This is a genomic window from Pseudovibrio sp. Ad46, from assembly GCF_001623065.1.
Taxonomy (GTDB): Bacteria; Pseudomonadota; Alphaproteobacteria; order Rhizobiales; family Stappiaceae; genus Pseudovibrio.
Genome location: NZ_LMCG01000085.1, coordinates 48,075 through 73,443, shown reverse-complemented (window position 1 = coordinate 73,443; position 25,369 = coordinate 48,075). Strand labels below are relative to the sequence as shown.

The following is a 25,369-nucleotide window of genomic DNA, read 5'->3' as shown; positions in this document are numbered from 1 at the left end:
GACAATAGATTATCTAAAATGACAATCTATTGTTTGTGTGTTGAGGGCATCATGCGTTTAGAAGGACATCTTGGACTTTCTACCCTTGTGAAGACATTTCCTTATCGGATTTGTCTTACATGGGCAGGTGTTCTTGCAGAGAATTTTTTGATGGCACTGATCCCGTTGCTCATCGGATTTGCCATTGATGACCTGCTTCAAGGGGTGTTCGACAATGTCATTATAATGGGCGGTGTTCTTGTTGGGCTGACGGTGATCGCGGTTGCACGCCGGATTTATGATACCCGCGCCTATGGCACAATCCGGCTCCATTTAGGGGCGGAACTGGATCAGAGGCATCAGAATAAGCCGGTTTCGAAACGAGCAGCGCGTCTGAACATGAGCAGAGAGCTGGTGGACTATCTGGAAGGGGAAGTACCTGAAGTACTTTCAGCTGTTATCCAGATTATTGTCGCTCTGGTGGTGCTTGCTGGCTTCCATTTGTGGCTGTCAGCGTCGGCGTTTACTGTCGTCGTTCTGATGCTGCTTACTTACTCGGCGTTTAACAGCCGGTTTTATTTACTCAATTCCGCCCTGAATGCAGAGACAGAGAACCAGGTGCATGTGCTTGAGAGAGGGAGTCGGCGTGGTGTCTGGAGACATCTGCGTGCGCTAAGGATGCATGAAGTTCGTCTTTCTGACACGGAAGCCATTGTTTATGGCGTGATTTTCCTGTTTCAGATTGCGTTTATTGTGAGCAATCTGATCCTAGCGGCTGGGCTACCCGACATGAGTACAGGCATGATCTTTTCTATCGTGGCTTACTCGTGGGAGTTCGTGGAGGCGGCTATTATGCTGCCTATGACGATGCAAAGCCTGACACGCCTGAATGAGATCACTACGCGAATAAACAATGTAGAAGAAGAGTAAGCTGAGGCAAGAAGAGCTGGCGCGATGACCAGCCCTTACAATCGTGTGATCAGATCAACGATGGTTTGACAGGCGCGGACGTGCGCCATTTGCTATTTTGCGCAGGCCTTTGAAGTCCAGAACGGCAATCTTGTGCTTGCCGATGAGCTTTACAGCGCCTTCCTTCTCCAAGCTCTTCAGAACACGGCTTACAGTCTCAGCGCGCAGGCCAAGATAGTCAGCAATGGATTGCCTGGAGATTGGCAGAGTGAACTCTTCCACAAAGCGTGGAATGCTCATGCGGTTGCGTAGCTCAAAGATAAAGGAGGCCATGCGCTCTGTTGGGGTTTTTTTGCCCAGATCAGAGGAATGGTCGAACTGCTGGTGCATGATGTCCGTCGCGCGGCGCCAGTAGATGCGGCGCAGGTTGGAATCCAGCAGCAGCAATTCTTCGAAGACATTGCGTGGAACCAGCTTCACTAAAGTTGGTGCAAGCGCGACCACTTCACCAGACGCGTGACGGTCTGCACGGTTCATGTCCAGATACTCACCCGGGAAGCGAAGCGTGAGTAGGGATCGGCGTCCGTCACTTAAGTGGCTCTCAACGGCGATCACACCATTGAGAACTGCGAAAACAACAGGTTCCGGAAAGTCTTCTGGCGCCAGTTGATCACCTTCGTTCAGCTCGATGGTTCTGGCGGCACGTAATTCTGCTTTTTCGAAATGATGATGCATCGGGCGACAGAGGCATTCCTCGCCCTTAAAACCGCAGGATTCCTGAACACATTCAAACGAAAGATGGTCAGGTGATGACGCTATCTTTGGAGGGGTTGTCCCCGACATGCGTTAAGCTCCCCGCTTATTACGTGATTTGGCGTAAAGTCCCCTGTAGTCAAGGACATTGATATAAATCAATATTCTAAGGATTACTTTTATTCAACATTTTGTTACCGGATGAGAGTGAAAAAATATCATTCTTTAGAACTCCTAAATCCAACTACTGATTGCAATCAATGAAAACAGTTCAGCTCCATGCAGAAATACTGCGTATTCGGGGATCGATGCTGCCTGACAACGAATCTTGTTAGTATCATCCCAGCCAAACTGGGGGTAACAATGCGCCTTCTCGTCAGTATGTCGATTGCTTTGATGACAAGCACTGCGGCATTCGCAACAGATTTAGGGCCTGTTGCAAAGATAGAGCAGAAACCTGCTCTTGTAGAACTGGGAAAACGCTTATTTTATGATAGCCGTTTGTCTGGTGACACCAACCTTAGCTGTTCAACATGTCATGATCCAGCTAAGGGGTTCACAGACGGCGAAAAGCTTTCTACTGCATATACAGGTACAGAAGGTTTCCGTAATACGCCAACACTGGCGAATGTCGGACACCGGGCAGCCTGGATGCATGATGGCCGTTTAGGTACAAACCTGAACGATGTCTCTCGTGGTATGATCACAGAGACCTACATCATGAACATGGATATGCGCATCATGCAGGAACGCATGAAGCAAGATCCTGTTTACGTTGAAATGTTTAAAGCTGCGGGTAAGGGTGAACCATCTAACGGTGGTGCTCGCGGTGCTTTAGAAGCATTCCTTAAATCCATTACATCTCAAGGTTCCGCGTTTGACCGTGGTGAGCTGACCGTTTCTGAACGACGCGGTTATGAACTCTTCATGGGCAAAGCAGGGTGTTCTTCCTGTCACACCGGCAACCGCTTCACAGATGATCAGCCACACAATATCGGTGTTCCTAACAACCCTGATATCTGGTCTGATCCACTGCGTCACATCACCTATGTGACTTACGCGAAGTTCATGGGCGTTAACAACTACATGAACCTGCGTGAAGACCAGGGTGCATTCATCCGGGATCATAAAGAAGAGAACAAGCGTTCCTTCCTGACCCCAACTCTTCGTGAGCTGACATACACTGCGCCTTACATGCACAACGGCATGTTGGCGACACTTGAAGACGTTGTAGAATTCTACAACCAAGGTGGCGGTGATGATGTCAACAAAGACTCACGTCTGAAGCCTCTCAATCTGAAGAACAGCGAAAAGGCCAATCTGGTCGCGTTCCTGAAGACCTTGTCTGGCGACAGCTTCGATACTCCTGAATATGTTTGGACAGCCGACGACTACTCTTACGAGTTGATCGAAGACTGGAAAAACAAGAAGAACTAGGGGGCTGCTAAAATGACAACATTCAAAAAAACCATTAGTGTGATTGCACTTGCTGGTGTTTCCATTGTTGCAGTTGCAGCTGGTGTTCAAGCGGCTGAAAAACGCCCGGCAGAACTGGCTCCTTTGGGTGAGCCTCCTTCTCCACCAGATAACCCAATGACACCTGAAAAGGTTGAGCTGGGCAAGCTCCTGTTCTTCGATCCACGTCTGTCCGGTAACGGTGCGATGCCATGTTCGGCATGTCACTTGCCAGAGCTTGGCTGGGATTTCCCTGACAAGATCTCTCTGGGCTATCCGGGTACAGTTCACTGGCGTAACTCACCAACAATCGTGAACACTGCATACTACGGTAACTTGTTCTGGACTGGTGTTTCCAAATCTTTGGAAGCAGAAGCTCGTACAGCTGCTCGTGGTGGTGTTGCCGGTAACGGTGAAGACGACATGATGGAAGCGCGCCTTGCGTTTATTCCTGAGTATCGTGAGCGCTTCAACGATGTGTTCGGTACCGAATACCCTCTGATGCGTGACGCTTATATGGCGATTGCTGCATTTGAGCGGTCAATTGTTCAGCGTGATACTCCGTTTGATCTGTACATGCTCGGCGATGATGATGCTCTGAGTGATCAGCAGAAGCGCGGTATGGAACTGTTCACCGGTAAGGCTGGTTGTTCTACCTGTCATGATGGTGCTCTGATCTCCAACCAGAAGTACTACAATCTCGGCGTTCCAGCTTATGACGGTTGGGAAGACGATGAGCTTGCGCAAATCACCTTCCGCTTCGAGCTTTTTGCAAAAGGCTCCACGGAAGAGAAATACCGCAAGTGGAAGGACGATCCGGGCCTTTACTTCGTGACCAAGCAGAATGCTGATCTCGGCAAGTTCCGTGTGCCTTCTCTGCGTTACACCAAGTACACCGCTCCTTACATGCACAACGGCATGTTGGAAACTCTGGAAGACGTCGTAGAATTCTACAACCAGGGTGGTGGCACTAACGACTGGGCTGCAACGAAAACCGACCTGATTAAGCCTCTCGGTCTGACCGACAAAGAGAAAGCTGATCTGGTGGCCTTCGTAGAAAGCTTCACTGGCGAGCGTCTTCTCATGGAAACACCTGATCTTCCTGAGTATGAACCGCTTCCGGCTGTAACGAATTAAGAGGAGATGGAGATGACACATCAACCTAAGTCCGTCTCTCCTGAGATGATTGAGGTCGTGAACGGCCCTGAGGAAATTGCAAAAACTGGCAAGCGTTGTGTAATGACACGCCGTCAGTTCCTGCTGACTTCCGGTATTTCTACCTTCACCGTTATGGTGGCTCTCAAGTCTGGTCCTTCCTCTGCGAAGGTGCCTGCGATGGTCTCCACTTATGAGCGCAAGTTCATTTGTAAGCTTTCTGAGCTGAAAGAAGACGAACCGCTCGACTTTAACTATCCGGACGAAGGCGCTTATTGCGAGTCCATGATTGTTAAGTTGGGCAAGGAAGCTGGTGGCGGTATTGGCTCTGACAAGGACATTGTAGCGTTCAACTATACCTGTACTCACCAGGGTGGTCCGCTGCAGGGTACCTATCAGAAAGGTGATAAGGCTCTGGGTCCATGCCCACTGCACCTGACCACCTTTGACCTAACCCGTCATGGTATCTTCATCTCCGGCCAGGCTTACCAGAGCTTGCCTCAGGTTCTTCTCGAGCTGGACGGCGACGATGTTTACGCTGTTGGTATGTTCGGGCTGATCTATGGCCGCTACGACAATCTCAAAGGGTGAGGAGTAAATCATGTCAACTCCCTACTACATTCCTGGAACAAACATTCCGCTGCCTCCGGTAGATGCTGATGTTCTTTCCACTGCTTGTGATTATTGCATCGTAGCGTGTGGTTATAAGATCTATCGCTGGCCTGTTAAGGCTGGAAAAGTAGGTGGTGAAAAAGCCGCTGAAAACGCCTTTGGCGTCGACTTCCCGGTTGATCCGCTGGGCCCATGGGTTGCTCCGAACCAGTACAACGTTGTGCTGCACAAGGGCGAACCTCACCATGTGATCATCATTCCGGATAAAGATACCAAGCATGTAAACATCAATGGTAACTCTTCTATCCGTGGTGGTGCGCTGGCGAAGAAGGTTTACAACCCTCAGACCCCAACTCGTGATCGTCTGAAGTCACCTATGATCCGCATGTTCGGCACGTTGATGCCGGTCACCTGGGATCTGGCTCTGGAAATTGCTGCGGAAGTTGGTAAGCACGTTATCAAGAAGCACGGCGAGAACGCTTTCTGCGTGAAAACATTCTCCTACGGCTACATGGAAAACACCTACGCGATTTCCAAGTATGCTCTGCGCTCTGTTAGCACTGCGAACTTCACATTCCACGACACTCCGTCTGATGTGACGTCCACTCCGGGCTTCCGTGATGCCGGTTTCGACAATTTCGGTCCTTCTTATCAGGACTGGAAAGATGCCGAGACTCTGATGATCTGCGGTACCGACCCATACGAGTCCAAGACCATTCTGTTCACTGACTGGATCATGCCAGCCATCCAGAACGGTCAAAAGACAATCTTCATGATCCCGCGCCGTACTGCTGGTGTGGCTTATGCGGAGAAGAATGGTGGTCTGTGGCTCGACATCCAGCCAGGTACTGACCTTCTTGTTGTGAACGCGATTGCTCGTGTGATCATCGAAAACGGTTGGCAAGACGCTGAATGGATCCGCGATTGGGTCAACAACAAGTGGGAGAGCTCCTCAGGCTTCGGTCAGGGTACTCGTAACACTCCATGGCAGTGGCGTACGACCTGGGGCAAATTCCAGACCAAAGGCTACGACGACTTCGTTAAGTGGCTGATGGCTCAGGATGAGTTTGAACCAACAGCTGCTGCTGAAACTGCTCAGATCGATGTAGAGAAAATCTACAAGGCTGCTGAGTGGATGGCTAAGCCTCGTGATGATGGATCCCGTCCTAAGACCTCCATCATGATCGAGAAAGGCTTCTACTGGTCCAATAACACCGGTAACACCAATGCGATTTCGTCTCTTGGTATTATCACTGGTTGTGGTGGTCGTCCGGGTCAGGTCATTGGCCGTGCTGGTGGTCACCAGCGTGGTGGCTTGAAGGGTGGGTCTTACCCACGCAACAAGTCTCCTGAGAAACTGCCAGGCCGTCGTCGCCGCGCAATGGATACCGACCGGTATCTGATGAGTGGTCACACCCGCTTTGCTCACGTGATTGGCAACACCTGGATTCAGTCCATGTGTGGTTCCCAGTCTCTTGCTGCAAAGTTTGAGGAACTGACTGTTCAGAACCCAAATCAGGTGCGCTCTTACGATAAGCAGACCATCATCGACACACTCAAGAAGCGTGTAGATAGCGGTGGTATGGTTGTTGTGAACCAGGACATCTACCTCGTAGATCCGATTGGTGCACGTTTCGCAGACATCGTCTTCCCAGCTGCTGGTTGGGGTGAAGACACATTCACCCGTGCAAACGGTGAGCGTCGTCTGCGTCTGTATCCAAAATTCTACGATGCACCGGGTGAAGCAAAACCTGACTGGTGGATTGTTGCGAACCTCGCGAAGAAAATGGGCTTCAAGGGCTACGATTGGAAAGACTCCAACGAAGTGCTTGAAGAAGCAGCCCGCTTCTCACGTGGCAGCCGTAAAGACTTCTTTATGCTGAAGGTTGCTGCTCAGAAGGAAGGCAAGACTCTTCACGAGAAGTTTGCTGAGTTCGGTACTGATGGTATTCAGGGCCCAGTTGTTATGCTTGAAGACGGAACCCTGCAGGGTACCCAGCGCTTGCATGACACAACCCGTGAACTGTCAGCGACTGGTCCAACCGGTTCCAACCGCTACAACAAGAAGCTCACTCACTTCAACTCTCAGACTGGTAAGTGTAACATCCAGAAGAGCCCATGGAGCCTGTTCTCCGATTACTGGGCATGGATGAAGCCGAAGGATGATGAGCTTTGGGTGACTTCCGGTCGTATCAACGAGCGTTGGCAGTCTGGTTATGATGACCGTCGTCGTCCTTACATCGTGCAGCGCTGGCCTGAAAACTGGGTTGAAATCCACCCAGATGATGCGAAAGAGCGCGGTATCGAGAACGGTGACTACGTGATGCTCTTCTCTGACCGTATTCCGGTTCAGACAGACACCACAGTGGGCATTGAAGGCGATGACTTCACCTTTACAAAACTGATGGATGAAGGCCATATCGAGCTGACTGAAGGCGCTATTACTGCGGTAGCAATTGTTACCCCAGCGCTGAAGAAGGGCATGCTTTACATGGACTTCCTGCACACCGCACAGCCAGCGAACGCTCTGTCTGGCCGCGTGGTGGACTGGATCAGCGGTAACTACAACTACAAGATGGGTGTTGGTCGCATCAAAAAGATCGGCACAAGCCCATACAAGGATAGTTTCCGGTCTATGTCTTTCGCACGTCGCGATATTGCATAGGAAATCAGGAGCTGGCGGGGCTATCCCGCCAGTTCTTTTTCCGCTTGTGCCAAGGGGCTCGCGCACTTGAGCCGTTTTGCAGAAGTGGGCCTTAAGTCAGTTTGTTTTCAACCTGCTTTAAGTTTTTGTTTTGCGTATTCTTGCCCGAACACCGGAGTCCACTACTCGGGAATACGCTTGAGGAGAAAAGCCAATCATGACGGTTTCCATCAGGCATTTAGATCAGGATTTTGCAGTGGAGCAGACCGAAGCTACTGATAAGCTCGTGAAAATCTTGTGTGAGTTGCTTGCAAACGGCGAAGAGCGCGAAAAGTGTTTGTCCGCTCAAATTCTTGGAAAATTTGGCACTTCGACTGCTCATGCTGCGCTTGCTGAAGCGCTGCGAGATGAAGATGAAGACGTCCGCAGTGATGCGGTTGAAGCTCTGATCAGCGCAGGCAAAGGCTTGGATGCTGATGTTCTGCTGTGGAGTTTGCAAAACGATCCAGTGTTGGAAGTGAAGCTTTCTGCCATTGACGGACTTGCAATTGTTGGCGGGACAGTTGCGGACGAATGGCTGACAAAGCTGGCTAAAGACCGTTGCGAAGATGATGTTGCATGGGACGGTTACGGTGCTGAATGGGATGATTGGCTGGATGTGCAGCGCAAGTCCATTCTGGCGCTGGGCACGTTGAAATGTGAAGCATCTGCTGCTGCTTTGTTGGAAGCTGCCCGCGATCCATTCGGTCAGGAAGTTTGGCCGGAAGTGACCATGGCGCTTTCTGAGATGGGCGTTGCCGGGTTGCTTGAACTGGCCTCACTGGCGACGGATGCGTCTGCTCGTGTGCGTGAGCATACGGCGCGTGCGCTCTCCTCTGCGAATGATGAGCGGGTTGGTGAGATCCTGCGTGTGCTGTTTGCAGATGCTGACCCTGATGTGCGGGTTGCTGCGGCTGAAGTGCTGATGGCTCGTGGTGAGGAAGCAGATCTGGCTGTATTGTTGGCTGATAGTGAACCGCAAATGCGTCGTCTGGCACTGAAAGCATCTGGTAAACTCTCCTACTTAAAGCTTGAAAAGGTTGCTTTTGAAGACGAGGAGGAGACCCTGCGTATTATGGCGCTTGGTCGGATGGCTTCTTCTGAAATCACCAAGCCGGATGCGCTGATCGAGCGGATTGAACGCTCTTTGCGTAGTGCTAGTGATGCTTTTGTTGCCGCGCTTGTACCTGTCCTTGCGAAGGTTGAGAGTGAAGCTGCGACGGCTCTGTTGAGTGAGATTGCTGTCCACCGTCAGGAGGAAGCAGTGTTGAAAGCGTTTATCGTGCTTCACGGTGAGAAGCCGAGCGTTGATGGACTTGCTGTTTTGCAGGAGCAGGTGACAAGTGCAGAACAGGAAATCCGTCTTGCTGCCCTGAACTCTCTGGCCAAGCTGGCTGAAGGTGAGGGCGATTTTGCGGACAATGCTGCTGTACAGCTGGTTTGGGCGGTTTCAGGTAAGCTGATGCCTGAAGCGCATGATCAGGATATTCTCGACGGCGCAAAAGAAAAAGATCCGTCTGATCTGGGTAGCAATGGCAAGGGTGACGGCAAGCAGCCGCGCATTCAGATTGATCGTGAAGGCAATGTGATTGAGCCTCAGGCGCCAAATGAAGTGGTCGCTGAGGAAGAGGTTGTTGCCGAAGAGTCTTCTGCTGAAGAGCTGGTTGCGAAGGTCACTGCCGGTGCTGATCCTGTAGTTGCTGAAGACGTGCCAGAGGGCGCTATTGAGAGTGTGGAAGACCTGCCTGACAATGTTGTTGCCTTCCCGGGCTCAACACTCGGTGCGATCCTGAACACTGAAGACGAGATTGAGAAGCTGGCTGAAGAGCCTGTCGATCTTGGCAAGAAAGACATGCACTTCCTTGAGCTTGCGAATGAGCTGATTGAGAAGAAGCGTGTTGTGCCAGGTCGTCCGGATGATCCTGCCTTGGATATTCGCTTGCTGGCTTTGCGCATTTGTGGTGATGCGAAGCGTCCTGAACTGATTGATGCGCTGGTGTCTGCTTTGTCTGATCGCCAGATGCAGGTTCGGTTCGCGGCTAGTCAGAGCCTCGTTCATCTGGTTGAGAATGGGCTTGAGCTTTCTGAGGAAGCCATCGAGCGTATCCTTGCTTTGCCACCAGAGAATGATGTGGCTGTGCGTGCAATGCGTGTTGAACTTCTTGGCACCTCCTCAAATCCAGAAGCTGAGAAGGTTGTGACGGCCGGGCTGAAGGACAAAGCCGACGCTGTTTCTGCTTCAGCGCTGAAAGTTTTGGCCGGAAAACCTGACACTAACATTGATGTGCGTAGCTATCTCAAAAGCCCTCGTCGTCGCCTGCGAGTGACTGCGCTGGAGCTTGTGAGTGCAAACTCAGATACTAGTAATCTGGATGAGATTTTCGAAGCTGCGCAGATGGAAAATGGAGTTCTTATTCCCGGAGCTGCAACGTGTTTGCGTTGCTATGCTCAGGAGAGTGTTCTTGGTGCTATGGAGCAGTGGCTGGATGGAGATCTTTCCCGCAAGCTGGCGGCTCTTGAAGTGCTGAACAAATACGTGGCTTGAGGTTTCTGCTCTCAAATGAGGCGAAACCAAATCTCGTGATGGGCATCGGTATTTATCTGGTGCGGAATACGTTGTAAGGAAACCTGCTGGCGTTCGCTGGCAGGTTTTCTTTTTTGGAGGGGGCATCATGCGATCCAAGACACTTTCTACCGGTTACAAGATGCCAATGCTGGGCCTTGGTACGGTGAACTTTGGAGAGGGTAAAACCTATCCTGCACTTCGTGCGGCGTTGACTGCTGGGTATCGCCACATCGATTGTGCGATGATGTACGACAATGAAGCTGAGATTGGGCAGGCGATTGCTGATGCCATGAAGGAAGAGGGCATCAAGCGCAGCGAACTCTTTATCACCTCCAAGCTATGGAACAGCTTTCATAAGCCTGAAGATGTGAGAGGCGCGCTGGAAAAGACTCTAGCGGACCTTCAGCTGGACTACCTTGATCTTTACCTCATGCACTGGCCTGTGGCGCTGAAGACGGGCGTGAAGAAGCCTACCAGCTCAGAAGACTATTATTCGCTTGAAGATGTGCCGCTGATGGATACATGGCGGGCGCTGGAAGAGTGCTTTGATGATGGTCTGGCGAACACGATCGGTGTTTCCAACTTCAGCCCTCAAAAGCTGGAAGATTTGATCATGGAAACGCGGGTTGTTCCGGCTGTTAATCAGGTGGAGTTGCATCCTTTCCTTCAGCAGAATGACCTTCGCTCTTATTGCCTGCACAATAACATTGCGCTGACCGCATACTCTCCGCTTGGGCGTGGTGTTCCAGCGGATCTGACGGACGCGCAGAAGCAGGATGTTGTTCTCGCTCATCCTGTCATTGAAGAGATTGCCGAGAAGCATGGCGCGACGACATCTCAGGTGGTGCTTAAATGGGCGATCCAGAACGATGTTATCGTTGTGCCAAAGTCAGGTAATCCTGAACGTCTGGCGCAGAACCTGGCAGCGCTTGAGTGCGATCTTGATGAGCATGACATGTCCCGCATCGCGCATCTGGACAAGAACCATCGCTTTATTCCAGGCGATGAGTACTTCTTGTCCGGCAGCCCGTACACCTGGGAAAACCTTTGGGACGAGCCGCGTCCTGAATAAGGGGTCTTAGATCTTAAAACTGGAGGAGTCGCGTACCAATAAATGCGGCTCTACCCGTTCTGTGGTGGTTGGTGTCGGTTCTCCATCCAGACGTTTGATGAGTAAGTTGGCGACGTCCTTGCCGATGGTGCGCGGGTAGCTTTCAACCGAGGTCAGTGCTGGAGTCCATGCTTCACCTTCTGGCAGGTTGTCGAAGCCAACTACGGCCAGGTCTTCGCCTATATTGCGGCCTGCTTTCTTGAGTTCTGCTGCTGCGCCGACTGAGACAAGATCATTGTGGCAGAGCAGGGCGGTGAACTCAGCCTTGTTTGAGACAAGCTGCTGCGCTTTTATACGCCCGCATTCACGATCAAAGCCGCATACTTCAACATGGATGTCAGATTCAGGAATGCCCGCTGCTTTTAAGGCGTCGTAGAAGCCACGTTTGCGTTCTCGACCCGGCATGGTTTCCTGCAGGCCTGCAATCATTGCGAATTTGCGATGGCCTTGCTCAAGCAGATGCTTCGTGGCCAGCTGGGCAGCCTGATAATTGTTGGAGCCAATGTAGTCCATCGCCAGACCCTCAATTTCCCGGCAGAAGGTGACCACGGGAATTCTGCGCGTGTTGGCGATCTCGAAGTCACTTCTTTTCGTGCCTGCGCTCGGGCTGATTGCGATGCCTGCGACGCCGTGGCCGATGACTTCTTCAAGCATGGTTTGCTGGCGCCTGGTGTCTTCGCCGACATTGGCGATAACGGGCAGGTAGCCGTGCTCTGAGAGAGCGGCTTCCAATGACGTGCAGAACTCAGCGTAAAATGGAATTGAAATATCCGGCACGAGAACGCCGACCAGTCGCGAACGGCCTGACCGGAGTTTGGCGGCGTTGTAATCTCTGACAAACCCCAGCTCTTGCATAGCTTTCTTTACGCGAGCTTTGGTTTCATCGGTCATTCGACCTGTGTCATTTATGGTATTCGAGACAGTCGCAACGGATACTCCCGCTGCTTTCGCAATATCGGACACAGTAACTTTGGATTTTCTTAAAGGCATGAATTTGCTTTATTTATAAAGTAAGTTGAATTATCAGGCGACAATAACACCTGAATCGTGTGCGTGTGAGCTATATTTTTGTTTTTTCTATGTAAATGTTATTTGGGTTACATATAGGTTAGAAAATTAGCCGGTTAAATACTTCTCCATTTTTCCTGTAAGATGAAATATTTTCAATCACTTGGTGCCCCATTTCTCGTCTGGTTTCGAGTGTGGCACTCGCGAGGTGAGGGGTCAGGGTTGTGTAGGGGGACGCGATCAGCTCATTAGGAACATTGGGCTCATCCGGAAATACATCCAAGGCTGCGGCCCCGAGTGTTCTGTTCTCAAGTGCAGTGATCAAATGTTGAGTGTTTACTAATGAACCACGGGCGATATTGATCAAAAGCCCGCTCGGGCCCAGAGCTTCTAATATATTAATATCTATAATATTTTTTGTGTCAGGGCTACCAGATGCAGCAATGACAAGCACGTCGGATTCGCTTGCCAATTCCAACGGAGAGGACCGGCATTGTTTATCTTGTTTCGGGTCTGCGTTGCGATCACAGTACAAAATTTGCATACCAAATGTGCCGCCTAAAATTTTGGCAGCTTTTCTGCCAATGCGTCCATATCCAAAGATGCCGAGTGTTTTTCCTCGCAGGCTGTAGCCGATACCTAATTTGCCGTTGAGCCAGTCGCCATTGCGGATAAAGCGGTCTCCCTCTGCAATTCGGCGAGAGGATGCCAGAGCAAGGGCCACGACATGATCGGCCACGGCTTCGGTCAAGGCGTCTGGTGTGGTTGTGATGATGATGTTTCGGTCGCGGGCCTGTTTCAGGTCAACTTTGTCGTAACCTGCGCCATAGATCGCAATAAGCTCAAGGTTGGGCATTTCTGCCATCAGCTCACTGGAGAGGCCAACATCACCCTTGGTTGCGACGATGCGGATGTTCGGCAAGGTCCGAGCTCTCAGCTCTTCGTCTTGTTGAAGTTCCCAATAGCGAGCAAGCGGGGCGCATTTTTCCAGCTCCTCGTTGATTTCATTGGGCGCATAAGGGCTTAGTTGAAGAACATCGATCATAAGACAGTCATCTGAAGATTACTTGAGCATCAAAGTCAAGAATGCATCAAGTTGCAGACGTTCGCCAGTGGGGAGTGTCGACTGCCCCACAGATGCCTGCGTTTCAACGTGTCAGGAAACCCGCCGGACTCATGTGAACGTGAAAATCAGATAGAGAATGCCTACCAGAATACTCGTTACAGCGACGGTGCCACAGAAGTCAGTTGCCGCACACCGAACAGTCTTAAAAGGAAGTCGACGCATAATAACACCCCCAACCTTGGAGAGACCCCACAATCCCTCTCAGATATATTAGGAAGATGCGCTGTAAATAAGTAGACTACATAATGTCGCAGTCTGGTTAGAGAACATGGTTGTTCGCTTATAGGGTGGCCTTTAGAATTCTTCTATCTATCTGATTTTGTTATCTATTTTATTTGGTTTGAGAGGCTTTGCGTCAAAGGGGTCGGTTTAGGGTAGCAAGCTTGTTAGCTTAGGGCAGCTGTTGTAAATTAATAAACTTCCAAGGCTGCAAACAGCTTAAAAAACAAGAATAATTGGAGTGTGAGTGGTGGCCCGTCCAGCAAACCTCTCGAATGCGGTTTACGACAAGATGAAAGATGCTGTCGACTCCGGGGAATTTCCGGAAGGTCTTAAGCTTCCGACAGAAAATGCGCTGTGTGAGCGGTATGGCGTTTCACGTCCTGTTGTACGCGGTGCGATGGAGCGCCTGCGTAAAGAGGGCTACATCAAGACTGTGCGTGGCTCTGGCAGCTTTGTCATCAAGGAGCACGTCACTCCAACGCCTTTTGCGCCCACACTCGGAGAATTTGCGATTTCCGGCATTGGTGATGTTATTCAATGCCAGGAAACCCGAATGGCCTTTGAAGGCGAGATGGCGGCGTTGGCTGCTGAGCGCTGGACAGATGAAGAGATGGCAGAGCTGGATGCAGCACTGGCGCAGATCCACAGCGATGGGCTGGACTCTGTCGGCACCATTGATGGTGACATGCGTTTTCATGCTGCAGTGGTGAAAGCTGCCAAGAATGAATATGCAGCGGCTGTTTATGAAGTCATGAAGCCGCAAATCCTAGTTGGTATGAACATGAGCAAGGGGCTGTACCCGTTGCTGCCCGAGTTCGCACGCCGGCACGGGATCGAAGAGCATAAGGCTATTCTGGACGCGATCAGAGCGCGTGATGTTGAAGGTGCACGTCGTGAGATGCGAAATCACATTGGTTTCTTTGGGGATCAGTTCAAATAGAAAAGGCTCGCTTCATTTGTTGCGAGCCCTCTCACAATCTCACTATCAAATACTGCGGTCTTGCATGAAGGCTTCGACCTGATCGCGTGTCGGGATTGGGGCGACTGCTCCATAGCCTTGCGTTGTGAGCGCTGCTGCTGCGTTGGCGTATTTGAGGCTGTCTTCCAGCGACTTGCCAGCCACCACATTGGTGAAGAAAGAGCCGGAGAAGCAGTCACCAGCACCAGTGGCATCAACTGCTTCTACCGGATTGCCTGCAACGCGCTTTCTCTCAGAGGCTGTTGCGTACATCGCGCCCTCTTTGCCAAGCTTGAGAATGACGTTCTTTGACCCCAGATTGAGGTAGAAGTCGCAGATTTTGTCCGGATCGGAGAGACCGGTCAGCACTTCAGCTTCATCGACGCTTGGCATGATGAAGTCAACGAGGCGTGCGGTTTCGTGAATGATGCCGCGAGCGCGGTTCAGATCCCAGAGTTTCAGGCGCAGGTTGGTGTCAAATGAGGTGAGTGTGTCACCCTCTTTGGCGATCTCGATGCCTTTGAAAACACTGTCGCATGAGCTGGTGGAAATGGCCTGTGTGATGGCTGTGACGTGGAAGAGTTTGGCCGCACGAATGGCATCAGCTGGCAGCTGGTCTGGTGTGACTTGCGAGGCTGCAGAGCCTTTGCGGGCGAAACTGAAATGATGGCCTTGCTCGTCGTGGGAGATGAAATAGATGCCTGTCGGAGCAATCGGGTTGCGCTCGACAAGGTGTGTTTTAACGCCTTCTTTCTCCCATAGATCGATGAATTTGTTGCCGAAGACATCATCGCCCAGATGGGTCAGGATGGCGACGTTTGCACCCTGACGTGCCGCACAACATGCGAAGTTGGAGGCATCGCCCCCGAAGCCTGACAGGTAATCCGGTCCTTCACCGCTATACTCTTTAACCTGATTGAACTCGAACAATGGCTCCCCAAAGCTGATGATTTCTGCGGTCATTTTGTCCTCATTGTTCAAAGTGTATCAGGCAGCATGCGTCACTATTGGCCAGTCCTTTCAGTTTCCTGCGAGCGGAGCGATTGCTATGATGCAGGAAAGATTCTGACGCTGGGAGTTTTGTGGCAGCTAATTGGTAGACCATTTTCCGATATTTCAGGGTATTTTGCAATTAGCTGCTTACACTTATTTGCTTTGATTTTATTGAAATTCTTGATGAACTAAATATGGAAAATCATTCAAGTCATAAAAGGAAAGGGCATCGGTGGTGAAATTGGTCAGCCAATTGCGAGTGAGCGCTTTCCTGATTTTGGCTGGGAAAGCGGCTGGTAGCGTTGTTTGCTGATTAGCTATGAAATAGGACTGGTAACACTTGAATGCTCTACGATTTGTGCCAGAGGTTGGAATGTTTCAGAAAATCAATATTGGGTCTTTGCCAAAGGGGCAGCGGAATACAATTTGTGATGTTCCGGGTGTCAAAGTCGGACATGTGACGCTGACTGATGGTGACTGCCAGACTGGTGTGACCGCGATTACCACGCATGGTGAGAATGCATTTAACCTGAGAACGCGCGCGGCTTCTCATGTGTTTAACGGGTTTGGCAAGAGTGTTGGGCTGGTACAGGTTGAAGAGCTGGGAGAGCTGGAGACGCCGATCCTTTTGACGAACACACTAAGCGTTGGTGCGGTGAGCGAAGGTCTGATCCAGCATACCTTGGCAGAAACGCCGGATATTGACTTCGTGATGGGCACGATCAATCCAGTGGTGTTTGAATGTAATGATGCTTTCCTGAACAAGATCAGTGCGTTGTATGTCCGCCCACAGCATGCTCTGGACGCGATTAAAGCGGTTTCTGAAGAGTTTGAGCAAGGTGCGGTTGGTGCGGGGCGTGGGATGTCCTGTTACGGCCTGAAGGGGGGCATCGGAAGTGCTTCTCGTCAGGTGAAGCTTGGTAACAAAGAGTACCATGTGGGTGCGCTTGTGCTTTCCAATATGGGCCGGATGCCGGACTTTACGTTAGCTGGCCAGCATTTAGGGCCACAGATTGAAGAAAAGCTGGCACGTGATGAGAGCGGACCTGAAAAAGGGTCTATCATCATGATCATCGGAACGGACTTGCCGCTCAGCGAACGCCAGTTGAAGCGGGTTGCCAAGAGAACTTCTGTAGGACTTGCACGAACTGGTTCATTTCTTGGTCATGGAAGTGGCGATATAGCTTTAGCATTCACAACTGCGGATCCAGTGGACACAAAGAGCAGAAAACGCACGCATTCGGTGGAACAAGTGGATGAGCGGCGAATTGACAGGGTGTTTAGAGCGACTGCAGAAGTTACAGAGGAAGCTATCGTCAATTCAATGTTGAATGCAGAACGAGTAACGGGCCGTGATGGCAATACGCGCTATGCATTGGGAGATTTTGGCGAGTTAATGGGGGAAGCAAATGAATAAGCAGGAAATCAAGCTCCTTGATGAAGCTTTTGCCTTGCCGGAAAATACCAGGTGGTCCTCATTTGGAGAGGGCCATGCCAATGAAACCTGGTTGGGAGAAATAGACGGGGAGGAGCCTGTTGTTCTTCGTCGTCACAATCCAAACAGAACTGAAGAGCAGATCCTTTCAGAGTTCAAATGTCTGGACCTGCTGCAGGATTTGATTGGATACGAGGTTCCGAAGGCGCTTTATGGCGTTAATCAGGAGCGTTTGACCGAGGTTGAGGGTGCTTACTATTCTGTCTTTGAGCTGATCGAAGGTGAGACACCACCACTGGATAAAATTGAGACCTGCAGCCAGAGTGGTCAGGCCTTGGCAAATCTGCACATCAAGCTTTGGGAGGAGCGAGATGCGTTTCGATTTGCGGAACAAGAACGTCCGGGTGTTAGCAAAGAGACGTTGAAGTCAGGAACTGCCTTGTTGGCAGCGCTTTCTGAGTTGGAAGCTTCCAAGAACATCGATGCCAAGTATCTGAGCTCTGCTTATTGGGCAGATGTGGAGAAGGCGCTTGATGAAGCGCTGGGTAAACTTGGAAGCCTGAATGAGACAAAACACCTGATCCATGGTGATTTTGGACCGCCCAACACGCTCATCAGCGAGAATTCTGGCGAGTTGGTCGGTGTGCTTGACTGGGATGAATGCCGCTGGGACCTGCCGGTCTATGATGTTGCTGGCGTTTATCCATTCCTGTGCGAGATCGATAAATCTCTCGGTGAGGCGTTTGTTGATGCTTATTTCGCAGGATTAAAAGGCTCATCTCACCCGCTTGCAACGCGCGAAAGCGAAATACGAGCTCTCATGGCAGCTGTACAATATGTGGCTACCTACAAAGAGTTTGAGTTGATGGTTGAGAACCATCTGGATGAACCTGAGTATCTGGCGCAGCTGCTTGAGCAGCTGGCCTGATCTTTAGGCGGTTTCTCTCACGGTAGTATGTTCTACCCGTGAGAGAAGCTTGGTCCTGCCTCTGACCATTTGATGTTGTTTTTGTCCAGATAGTTCAGAGCCTTACGGATATCCAGAAAGAGTTGGTCTACTGCATCATGAGAGACGCCGTGGCGTACCATGATACGCTGGACGACCGTATCGTGCATGTCTGCTGGCAGTGGGTAGGAGGCGATTTGCCATCCACTCATGCGCACCCGTTCTGAAAGGTCGTAGAGCGAGTAGTGGGCCTTTTCCGGGTGTTTGAGGCGATAGCACACACAGGGTAGGGCGCCATTGCCGTCATACAGAATATCGAGCTCCGGTAGCCCCGCCAGTTTTTCGGCGAGATATTGAGCGTTTTCAGCGCAGGCTGACTGGATGTCTCTGTAGCCTACCCAGCCTAGTCTCATGAAGTTGTAATACTGGATGACGATCTGACCGCCGGGGCGGGAGAAGTTCAGCGCGAAGGTGGGCATGTTGCCGCCTAGATAGTCGACGTTGAACACCAGATCAGACGGTAGCTCTTTCTTATCGCGCCAGATCACCCAGCCAACACCAAGTGGTGCGAGACCGAACTTGTGGCCGGAGGCGTTGATGGACTTTACGCGGTCGAGGCGGAAATCCCACAGCAGCTCCGGATGGAGAAAAGGAGCAACGAACCCGCCGGATGCGGCGTCTACGTGAACCGGAACGTCCAGACCTGTCTGAGCCTGGATCTTGTCCAGCTCCTCGCAAACTTCCCTCACGGGTTCATAAACACCGGTGAAAGTGACGCCGAGGGTTGGGACGACGCAGATTGTGTTTTCGTCCACGTAGTCCTTCAGCTGCTCAGGCCTCATATGGAGAGACCCTTCGCTGAGGGGGATCTGGCGGAGCTCCACATCAAAGTATTTGGCGAACTTGTGCCAGCAGACCTGAACCGGACCGCAAACCATATTGGGTTTGTCGTAGGGTTTGCCCTCTTTCTTGCGTCGATCTCTCCATGCCCATTTGAGGGCGAGGCCGCCCAGCATAGCGGCTTCAGAAGAGCCTGTGGTTGAGCAGCCGATTGTTTCTTCCGCTTCCGGGGAGTTCCAGAGGCTGGCGATGATATGAACACAGCGGGCTTCAATCTCTGCCGTTTGCGGATATTCATCCTTATCGATCATGTTCTTGTCGATGCAATCGGCCATGAGTTTGTGAACTTCGTCTTCCACCCATGTGGTGCAGAAAGTGGCGAGGTTCTGCCGTGCATTGCCGTCCAGATAGAGCTCGTCGCGGACAAGGTTGTAGGCCTCTTCCGGGCTCATTCCGGTTTCTGGAATGTGCTCTTTGGCAAGTCCTTCAACTGCGCGGGCCGTGGCGTAAATGTCTGGACTTTCGCTGGCACTTGTCTTCCACAATGGCATGAGGTTGCTCCGAAAATGATTAGCTGATGCAACCCTAGCGTCAGTGCCTGAAGGCCGCGTAAGTTTCACAGGTTCAATTTGGAGTGTCCTGTTGACCTTTTTAAGAAAACGAGGGCGTTTCAGGTCAGCTTCGTTTATTACTCATTCTGGTTTGAGAAAGTTATTACAGGTGGTCTGGAATGGATTGGTCTCCGCAACAAGATGATGCACTTACTGAAGTGGCGCGCTGGTCCCGTTCGCACGGGCCGCAGGTGTTTCGCTTGTTCGGGTATGCCGGTACCGGTAAGACCACTCTGGCTCGCCATCTGGCTGAAGGGCTGGATGGAGAGGTGGCCTTTGGCGCCTTCACCGGTAAGGCCGCGCATGTGCTGCGCCAAAAGGGCTGTGCAGATGCTTCGACCATCCATTCATTGATCTACCGTCCAAAGGGTACCAAGAAGGATGATGAGGACGAGGATGAGAGCCCTCAGTTTGCCATCAACCGTGATAGCCCTGCCGCGAAAGTGGACCTGATCATCATTGATGAGTGCTCCATGGTGGATGAGGAACTCGGGCGCGATCTGCTTTCCTTTGGCAAAAAGGTGCTGGTGCTGGGTGATCCTGCACAGCTGCCGCCGGTGCGAGGTGGAGGTTATTTCACCGAGACCGAGCCGGATATCATGCTCACTGAGGTTCATCGTCAAGCGAAAGACAATCCGATTGTGCGCATGTCCATGGATATTCGTGATGGGCAAGAGCTGGACTTTGGCCAATATGGCGACAGTTCTGTGATCTCCCGTAGGGACATCGACAAAGAACGGATCCTTGCCTCTGATCAGGTTCTGGTGGGGACCAACAAGACGCGCAGGCTTTATAACGGCCGGATTCGGGACCTGAAAGGTATCACGACACAGATGCCGTCCGTGGGTGACAAACTGGTGTGCCTGCGTAACGACAAGACCAAAGGCTTGCTGAATGGTGGCCTCTGGGAAGTCTCCCGTCTGCGTCCGCCACGCGGTAACACGCTGCGCTTTGATGTTACATCAGAGGATGACATCTCCAAGAAGGCGATCAGGGTGAAAGTGCTGCCTGCGATGTTTGAGGAAGGCAGCGAACAACTCCCCTACGCCATCCGTCGTCGCGCCGACGAGTTCGACTACGGCTACGCCCTGACCGTGCACAAATCCCAGGGTTCTCAGTGGGATGATGTGGTGCTGTTTGACGAGAGCTGGGCTTTCCGCGAACACAAGACGCGCTGGCTGTATACGGCCGTGACCCGTGCAGCGCAGAAGATTACGGTGGTGCGGTAACCACCCTTTGCCGTCAAAGTGCCTTGCTAAACGGGAAAGCTATTTCATGACGACCAACAAACGCATCGTTCTTTCAAGCGACCACTCAGGTATTCCGCTTCGGCAAGTTGTGGCGGCTCATATCGCTGCGAAGGGATGGGAGGTTGTCGACATCGGACCGACAACGCCTGAAAGCACACCCTATCCAAAGCATGGTGAAGCGGCTGCGCAACTTGTTGCTTCTGGTGATTGCAGGTTCGGGATTGTGTTGTGCGGTACCGGCCAAGGGATCATGATGGCGGCGAATAAGGTTAAAGGCATCCGTTGCGGGGTTTGTAGCGACACATTCTCTGCTCGTATGATCCGCGAGCACAACAATGCCAACATGCTTTCTATGGGTGTCCGCGTGATTGGCGAAGGAGTTGCACTCGATATCGTGGATGCATTCCTTTCCGCTCAGTTTGAGGGTGGGCGACATGCGATGCGAGTGGAGATGATTGAAGCGTTGGAAGTTTAGCGCTGATTGAGTGACCGAAGAGAGGGACGTTAATTTAAATAAAACTACATCTCCTTTCTCTGTTCATATTCCCTTCTCGCACCTAGTTTTGCCCGCATTGGGGACCTAGGGTGGGCATCTGTTTTTAATAAGCCTGCGAGATTTGAATGTCTGATCTGACGTCTGTTGCTTCTTCCTCTCCTGCCAAAGCGGGTAAGCTTTCTGCTGATATTGCTTTGCGGATTTCTCAGCGTATTTCGGGTGAAATTGGCTGTGCGCCGGGGCAGGTGAATTCTGCGGTGCAGTTGTTGGATGAAGGGTCTACGGTTCCGTTTATTGCGCGTTACCGTAAAGAGGCGACAGGTGGATTGGATGATACGCAGCTGCGTACGTTGGAAGAGCGCCTGATTTATATGCGTGAGATGGAAGATCGCCGCAAAGCGATTGTGAAATCCATCGAAGAGCAGGGCAAACTCACCGACGAGCTGGCAAAACAGATTGCAGGTGCAGACAACAAAGCTACTCTGGAAGACCTTTACCTCCCTTACAAAAAGAAGCGCCGCACTAAAGCGCAGATCGCCCGTGAGGCTGGCATTGAGCCGCTGGCAGATCTGCTGCTGAGTGATCCGAACAAGACCCCCGAGAGTGAGGCAGGCAGCTTTGTTGATGCGGAGAAGGGCTTTGCGGACACCAAGGCGGTGCTGGATGGGGCTCGGCAAATCCTGATGGAGCGTTTTTCTGAGAACGCTCAGCTGGTTGGTAAACTGCGTAATTATGTGGCGCGTCAGGGTGCTGTGAAGGCAGAAGTTGTTGCTGGCAAAGAGCAGGAAGGCGCAAAGTTTTCTGACTACTTTGGTTACTCTGAGAATTGGAAGAGTATTCCGAGCCACCGGGCACTAGCGCTTTTGCGTGGTCGCAATGAGGGCATTCTGGCGCTGGACCTGAAGGTGGATGAGGATGATGTTTCCGCTGTGAAGCCAGTGGAGCAGATGATTGCTGATGCGGCGGGCATCGTGAACAACGGCCGCCCTGCTGATAAGTGGCTTTCTGATGTGTGTCGCTGGACGTGGAAGGTGAAGATTGGCCTTCATGTTGAGCTGGACCTGATGAGCGAGCTGCGCGACAAGGCGGAAGAAGAAGCGATCAAGGTTTTTGCTCGTAACCTGAAAGACTTGTTGTTGGCAGCGCCCGCTGGACCGCGTGCGACGCTGGGGCTTGATCCCGGTATTCGGACCGGGGTGAAGGTGGCTGTTGTTGATGCAACAGGCAAATTGATTGATACCGCCACGATCTACCCGTTCCAGCCACGCAATGACATTCAGGGCTCACTTGCCACCTTACGGGCATTGGTTGCCAAGCATGGCGTGAGCCTGATTGCGATTGGTAACGGGACTGCCAGCCGTGAGACAGATCGTTTGGCTGCAGATTTGTTGAAGGATATTCCAGCAGAACATCGCCCAACCAAGGTGATGGTGAACGAGGCAGGGGCTTCGGTTTATTCCGCCTCTGCTTTGGCTGCGAAAGAGATGCCGGATGTGGATGTGTCTTTGCGCGGAGCGGCTTCTATTGGTCGCCGTTTGCAGGACCCGCTTGCGGAACTGGTGAAGATTGAGCCGAAGTCCATTGGTGTCGGGCAGTATCAGCATGATGTGAACCAGACCAAGCTTGCCCGCTCGCTGGATGGCGTGGTTGAGGATGCGGTGAACGCGGTTGGGGTTGACCTCAACACGGCATCTGCTCCGCTGTTGGCGCATATCTCCGGCCTGACAGAGGGCCTTGCGAAGGCGGTGGTTGAGTATCGTGATACGGTTGGCACCTTTAAAAACCGCAGGCAGTTGTTGAAGGTTGCACGGCTTGGGCCAAAGGCGTTTGAGCAGTGTGCGGGCTTCCTGCGGATTGCGGATGGCGAGAACCCGCTGGATGCGTCCTCTGTTCACCCAGAAGCGTATCCACTTGCGCAGAAGATTATCAAAGCATGTGGTCGCGATATTCGTGAGATCATGGGCTCCAACCTGCTGAGCAATCTGGACCCAAAAGAGTTTACGGACGAGAAGTTCGGTCTGCCGACTGTAAAGGACATTTTTGCAGAGTTGGAAAAGCCGGGACGTGATCCGCGGCCTGAGTTTAAGACAGCGTCGTTCCAAGATGGTGTTGAGACCATGCAGGACTTGAAGCCGGGTATGATGCTGGAAGGAACGGTTACCAATGTGACGAACTTTGGTGCCTTTGTTGATATCGGCGTGCATCAGGACGGGTTGGTGCATGTGTCTCAGCTGGCGGACCGGTTCGTGGATGATCCGCATACGGTTGTGAAGGCGGGCGATATTGTGAAGGTGCGTGTTGTTGAGGTGGACGTTGCCCGCAAACGCATCGGCCTGACCATGCGCAAGGACAGTGCGGATGCTCGTGAGAATGCGCGGGAACGACAGGCTGACCGGGGTGGTAACCGTAACCAGGGTGGAGGTCGTCCGGGCGGCGGTAGTCGTCCGAATGGCGGCAACCGTGGTGGGGGACCGCGCGGGGGTGATCGTGGTGGCAATAAGCCAGCTGATACGAGCGGCGGTAGCAACAATGCCATGGCAGCGGCTCTGGCAGCGGCGTTTAACAAGCCTAAACGGTAAGTCTGCTTCCAATCAGTTTTTCGGGGAGTCCGCTGGTTCTGCTGGCGGGCTCCTTTTTTGTTAGGAGTTCTGTATTTTAAATAATTTTTATTTTTATGCCTGATCGACCAGAGGTGTAGAATTGGCAAAGCTTTTTAAAATCATGATGTTGTAGTAATTATATTTTTCCTCCTGGTGTTTCTTCAAGTTAATGTAATCGATCCCTGTGCTGAATCTCACAGTTAGAATTTCTCTCATTGTTACTGTTGATCTTGAGATGTGTGTTCTATCTTAGGTTGTGTAATGGGAGAATTTAGTGCCGTCCTTTGCCTCGCTTGTTCATTGTCTTCGTTCTAATACTGCTGAGACGCCTGATGCTGTTAACTTCACAACTGTAAAGAAAGCGCAGAAGTATCTAGGGGATTTTCAGGGGAAGGAGGTTCGCGTTTCCGCGCAGACCTTTGAGGGCCTGAAAGTTGCACAAAAAGTCATTTGGCAGACCAAGCAGTTGCTTCCATTTGGTGCAGGTAATTTGACGCCGGAGGTGTTCGCTTCGCGTGGTGAGAGTTATCTGCGTGCCAATTATGGGCTGGCGAAAGCCCCGCAGCATGGTGGGTTGGCTGAAAGCTCAGTCCGTGTGCAGGCCGGCAACTGTTCCGGGCATGCCGAGGTTAGTTACAAGCTTCTGGCGGCATCAGAAACAGACCGCCCAGTGGCTCGTGTTTCCTCTTCAATGGTTGATCATGCATTTTGCATGATTGGTGATCCCAGAGACCCTACGCAAGAGGCTGTTGTTGTTGATGCATGGCCGACGTTTCCGGGGGCCTTTCGTCTTGAGGACGGGAAACAGAGTATCATGGGTGAAGCGCCAACCGTGGTGTCGTGGACGCGTGCCGGGCCAAAGCCTGCTTTATCTCTGGATATTGAGGGGCTAAAGCCAGTGCCCTTTGAGGAAATTCAGGGCTTCTTTAAATCGCTGGATGTTCCTAGTGCGCCGGGTAAGAAGCTTGAGCGTTTTATTGTTGAGCAGAATTCCAGGTCTCAATTTATGTTTTCAAGCCTCAGTACCACGGAAAATCCTGCGACTACCTACGTGACTGATTGGACTACAGAGACTGTTCAAGCGGATGAGATTCCTGCGAAATACTTCCATGAGAAGTTTGAGGGGCTGAAGGCTGGGAAAAAGCATGGCTTCTAACAATGTGAACTTCCATCACCTGATGAAAGACCTCATGAGGCAGTACCTGATCAACGAGTATGATGAGAATGAGGTCTATCAGGTAGATGTTGATGGTGCGCGCAGCATGTACTTTGTGGGCAATGAGCCAGACTATATTAAACTGCTGGTGCGGGTTGAGCGTGAGGCCATTCATGAGGGGTTGAGTGAAAGCAGCATGCTGAAACTGAACCTGCCTGACCTTTTGGGCCATCCGATTATCGTCGGGCAGGGGGATGATGACTCTGTGGTGTTGTGGTCTCGTATTGCGCTGAGTGGATTGTCTTTGCCAGATTTGCTGGAGAGCGTTGAGGCGCTTGGTTCTGCTGCTTCATCCCTCACTGCCCAGAACTAAAGCAGTTCGCATTTTTCGGCGATACACTGTAGTTTTGCTGCGCTTCGCAGTGACAGATTAATAGACTGGTATCTCTTTTGTTTGGAGATGATTGAACTGACGAGGAAAACAGGCGACAACCATCAAAGTGCG

20 protein-coding genes are annotated in these 25,369 nt (G+C 51.6%); 15 read left to right on the top strand and 5 right to left on the bottom strand.

From position 1 onward, the window contains the following. Positions 1–51 precede the first annotated feature (51 nt). Positions 52–909, top strand: coding sequence for an ABC transporter six-transmembrane domain-containing protein (locus PsAD46_RS27345; protein WP_063308340.1), 858 nt, complete (start codon positions 52–54; stop codon positions 907–909). Between the two features lie 54 nt (positions 910–963). On the opposite strand, the gene PsAD46_RS27340 is transcribed toward PsAD46_RS27345, so the two are convergent. Next, entirely contained in the window at positions 964–1,731 is a 768-nt protein-coding gene (locus PsAD46_RS27340; protein ID WP_208980871.1) for a helix-turn-helix domain-containing protein, read from the bottom strand. A gap of 273 nt (positions 1,732–2,004) precedes the next feature. On the opposite strand from PsAD46_RS27340, the gene PsAD46_RS27335 reads away from it, so the two are divergent. The 6 genes from PsAD46_RS27335 to PsAD46_RS27310 all read left to right on the top strand — a co-directional run bounded on the left by PsAD46_RS27335 (position 2,005) and on the right by PsAD46_RS27310 (position 11,184). After that, positions 2,005–3,078, top strand: coding sequence for a cytochrome c peroxidase (locus tag PsAD46_RS27335; protein WP_063290486.1), 1,074 nt, complete (start codon positions 2,005–2,007; stop codon positions 3,076–3,078). 12 nt (positions 3,079–3,090) lie between these two features. Further along, a complete protein-coding gene (locus PsAD46_RS27330) occupies positions 3,091–4,233 on the top strand; it encodes a cytochrome c peroxidase (RefSeq protein ID WP_063290485.1) in 1,143 nt (380 codons plus the stop codon). 12 nt (positions 4,234–4,245) lie between these two features. Then, positions 4,246–4,842: an arsenate reductase (azurin) small subunit gene (locus tag PsAD46_RS27325; protein WP_193757822.1), complete on the top strand. Its 597-nt coding sequence runs from the start codon at positions 4,246–4,248 to the stop codon at positions 4,840–4,842. Between the two features lie 10 nt (positions 4,843–4,852). Further along, positions 4,853–7,528 carry an arsenate reductase (azurin) large subunit gene (locus tag PsAD46_RS27320; protein ID WP_063290484.1) on the top strand — a complete coding sequence of 892 codons (2,676 nt, stop codon included), beginning with the start codon at positions 4,853–4,855 and terminating at the stop codon, positions 7,526–7,528. A gap of 196 nt (positions 7,529–7,724) precedes the next feature. Then, positions 7,725–10,091, top strand: coding sequence for a HEAT repeat domain-containing protein (locus PsAD46_RS27315; protein WP_063291466.1), 2,367 nt, complete (start codon positions 7,725–7,727; stop codon positions 10,089–10,091). Between the two features lie 127 nt (positions 10,092–10,218). Beyond that, positions 10,219–11,184 carry an aldo/keto reductase gene (locus PsAD46_RS27310; protein WP_063308339.1) on the top strand — a complete coding sequence of 322 codons (966 nt, stop codon included), beginning with the start codon at positions 10,219–10,221 and terminating at the stop codon, positions 11,182–11,184. Between the two features lie 6 nt (positions 11,185–11,190). Here the strand turns inward: PsAD46_RS27310 and PsAD46_RS27305 are convergent, their stop codons facing one another. Further along, entirely contained in the window at positions 11,191–12,213 is a 1,023-nt protein-coding gene (locus tag PsAD46_RS27305) for a LacI family DNA-binding transcriptional regulator (protein ID WP_084404552.1), read from the bottom strand. Positions 12,214–12,331: 118 nt separating this feature from the next. Beyond that, entirely contained in the window at positions 12,332–13,276 is a 945-nt protein-coding gene (locus PsAD46_RS27300) for a 2-hydroxyacid dehydrogenase (RefSeq protein ID WP_063308337.1), read from the bottom strand. Positions 13,277–13,826: 550 nt separating this feature from the next. Here PsAD46_RS27300 and PsAD46_RS27295 point away from each other — a divergent pair. After that, entirely contained in the window at positions 13,827–14,519 is a 693-nt protein-coding gene (locus PsAD46_RS27295; protein ID WP_063291470.1) for a FadR/GntR family transcriptional regulator, read from the top strand. Positions 14,520–14,564: 45 nt separating this feature from the next. Here the strand turns inward: PsAD46_RS27295 and PsAD46_RS27290 are convergent, their stop codons facing one another. Next, entirely contained in the window at positions 14,565–15,500 is a 936-nt protein-coding gene (locus PsAD46_RS27290) for a sugar kinase (RefSeq protein ID WP_063308336.1), read from the bottom strand. A gap of 403 nt (positions 15,501–15,903) precedes the next feature. Here PsAD46_RS27290 and PsAD46_RS27285 point away from each other — a divergent pair, with 403 nt between their 5' ends. Continuing rightward, on the top strand, positions 15,904–16,947 hold the full coding sequence (locus tag PsAD46_RS27285; protein WP_057465456.1) for a P1 family peptidase: 1,044 nt from the start codon (positions 15,904–15,906) through the stop codon (positions 16,945–16,947). Beyond that, positions 16,940–17,893 (top strand): aminoglycoside phosphotransferase family protein, encoded by a 954-nt coding sequence (locus tag PsAD46_RS27280; protein WP_063308335.1) that lies wholly within the window; start codon positions 16,940–16,942, stop codon positions 17,891–17,893. The genes PsAD46_RS27285 and PsAD46_RS27280 overlap by 8 nt, the downstream gene beginning before the upstream one ends. Positions 17,894–17,925: 32 nt before the next feature. Here the strand turns inward: PsAD46_RS27280 and PsAD46_RS27275 are convergent, their stop codons facing one another. Next, the gene (locus PsAD46_RS27275) at positions 17,926–19,302 is read right to left on the bottom strand and encodes a glutamate decarboxylase (protein WP_063308334.1); all 1,377 of its coding nucleotides are present in this window, start codon (positions 19,300–19,302) and stop codon (positions 17,926–17,928) included. Positions 19,303–19,481: 179 nt separating this feature from the next. On the opposite strand from PsAD46_RS27275, the gene PsAD46_RS27270 reads away from it, so the two are divergent. The 5 genes from PsAD46_RS27270 (at position 19,482) to PsAD46_RS27250 (ending at position 25,237) form a co-directional block, all read left to right on the top strand. After that, positions 19,482–20,591: an ATP-dependent RecD-like DNA helicase gene (locus PsAD46_RS27270; protein ID WP_057465454.1), complete on the top strand. Its 1,110-nt coding sequence runs from the start codon at positions 19,482–19,484 to the stop codon at positions 20,589–20,591. Positions 20,592–20,637: 46 nt separating this feature from the next. Next, positions 20,638–21,087, top strand: coding sequence for a ribose 5-phosphate isomerase B (gene rpiB / locus PsAD46_RS27265; protein ID WP_063291474.1), 450 nt, complete (start codon positions 20,638–20,640; stop codon positions 21,085–21,087). Positions 21,088–21,233: 146 nt separating this feature from the next. Next, on the top strand, positions 21,234–23,687 hold the full coding sequence (locus tag PsAD46_RS27260) for a Tex family protein (protein WP_063291475.1): 2,454 nt from the start codon (positions 21,234–21,236) through the stop codon (positions 23,685–23,687). Between the two features lie 295 nt (positions 23,688–23,982). Next, positions 23,983–24,864 (top strand): hypothetical protein, encoded by an 882-nt coding sequence (locus PsAD46_RS27255; RefSeq protein ID WP_063308333.1) that lies wholly within the window; start codon positions 23,983–23,985, stop codon positions 24,862–24,864. Further along, positions 24,854–25,237 (top strand): CesT family type III secretion system chaperone, encoded by a 384-nt coding sequence (locus PsAD46_RS27250; protein ID WP_063291477.1) that lies wholly within the window; start codon positions 24,854–24,856, stop codon positions 25,235–25,237. Before PsAD46_RS27255 ends, PsAD46_RS27250 begins: the two co-directional genes overlap by 11 nt. Positions 25,238–25,369: the final 132 nt, after the last annotated feature.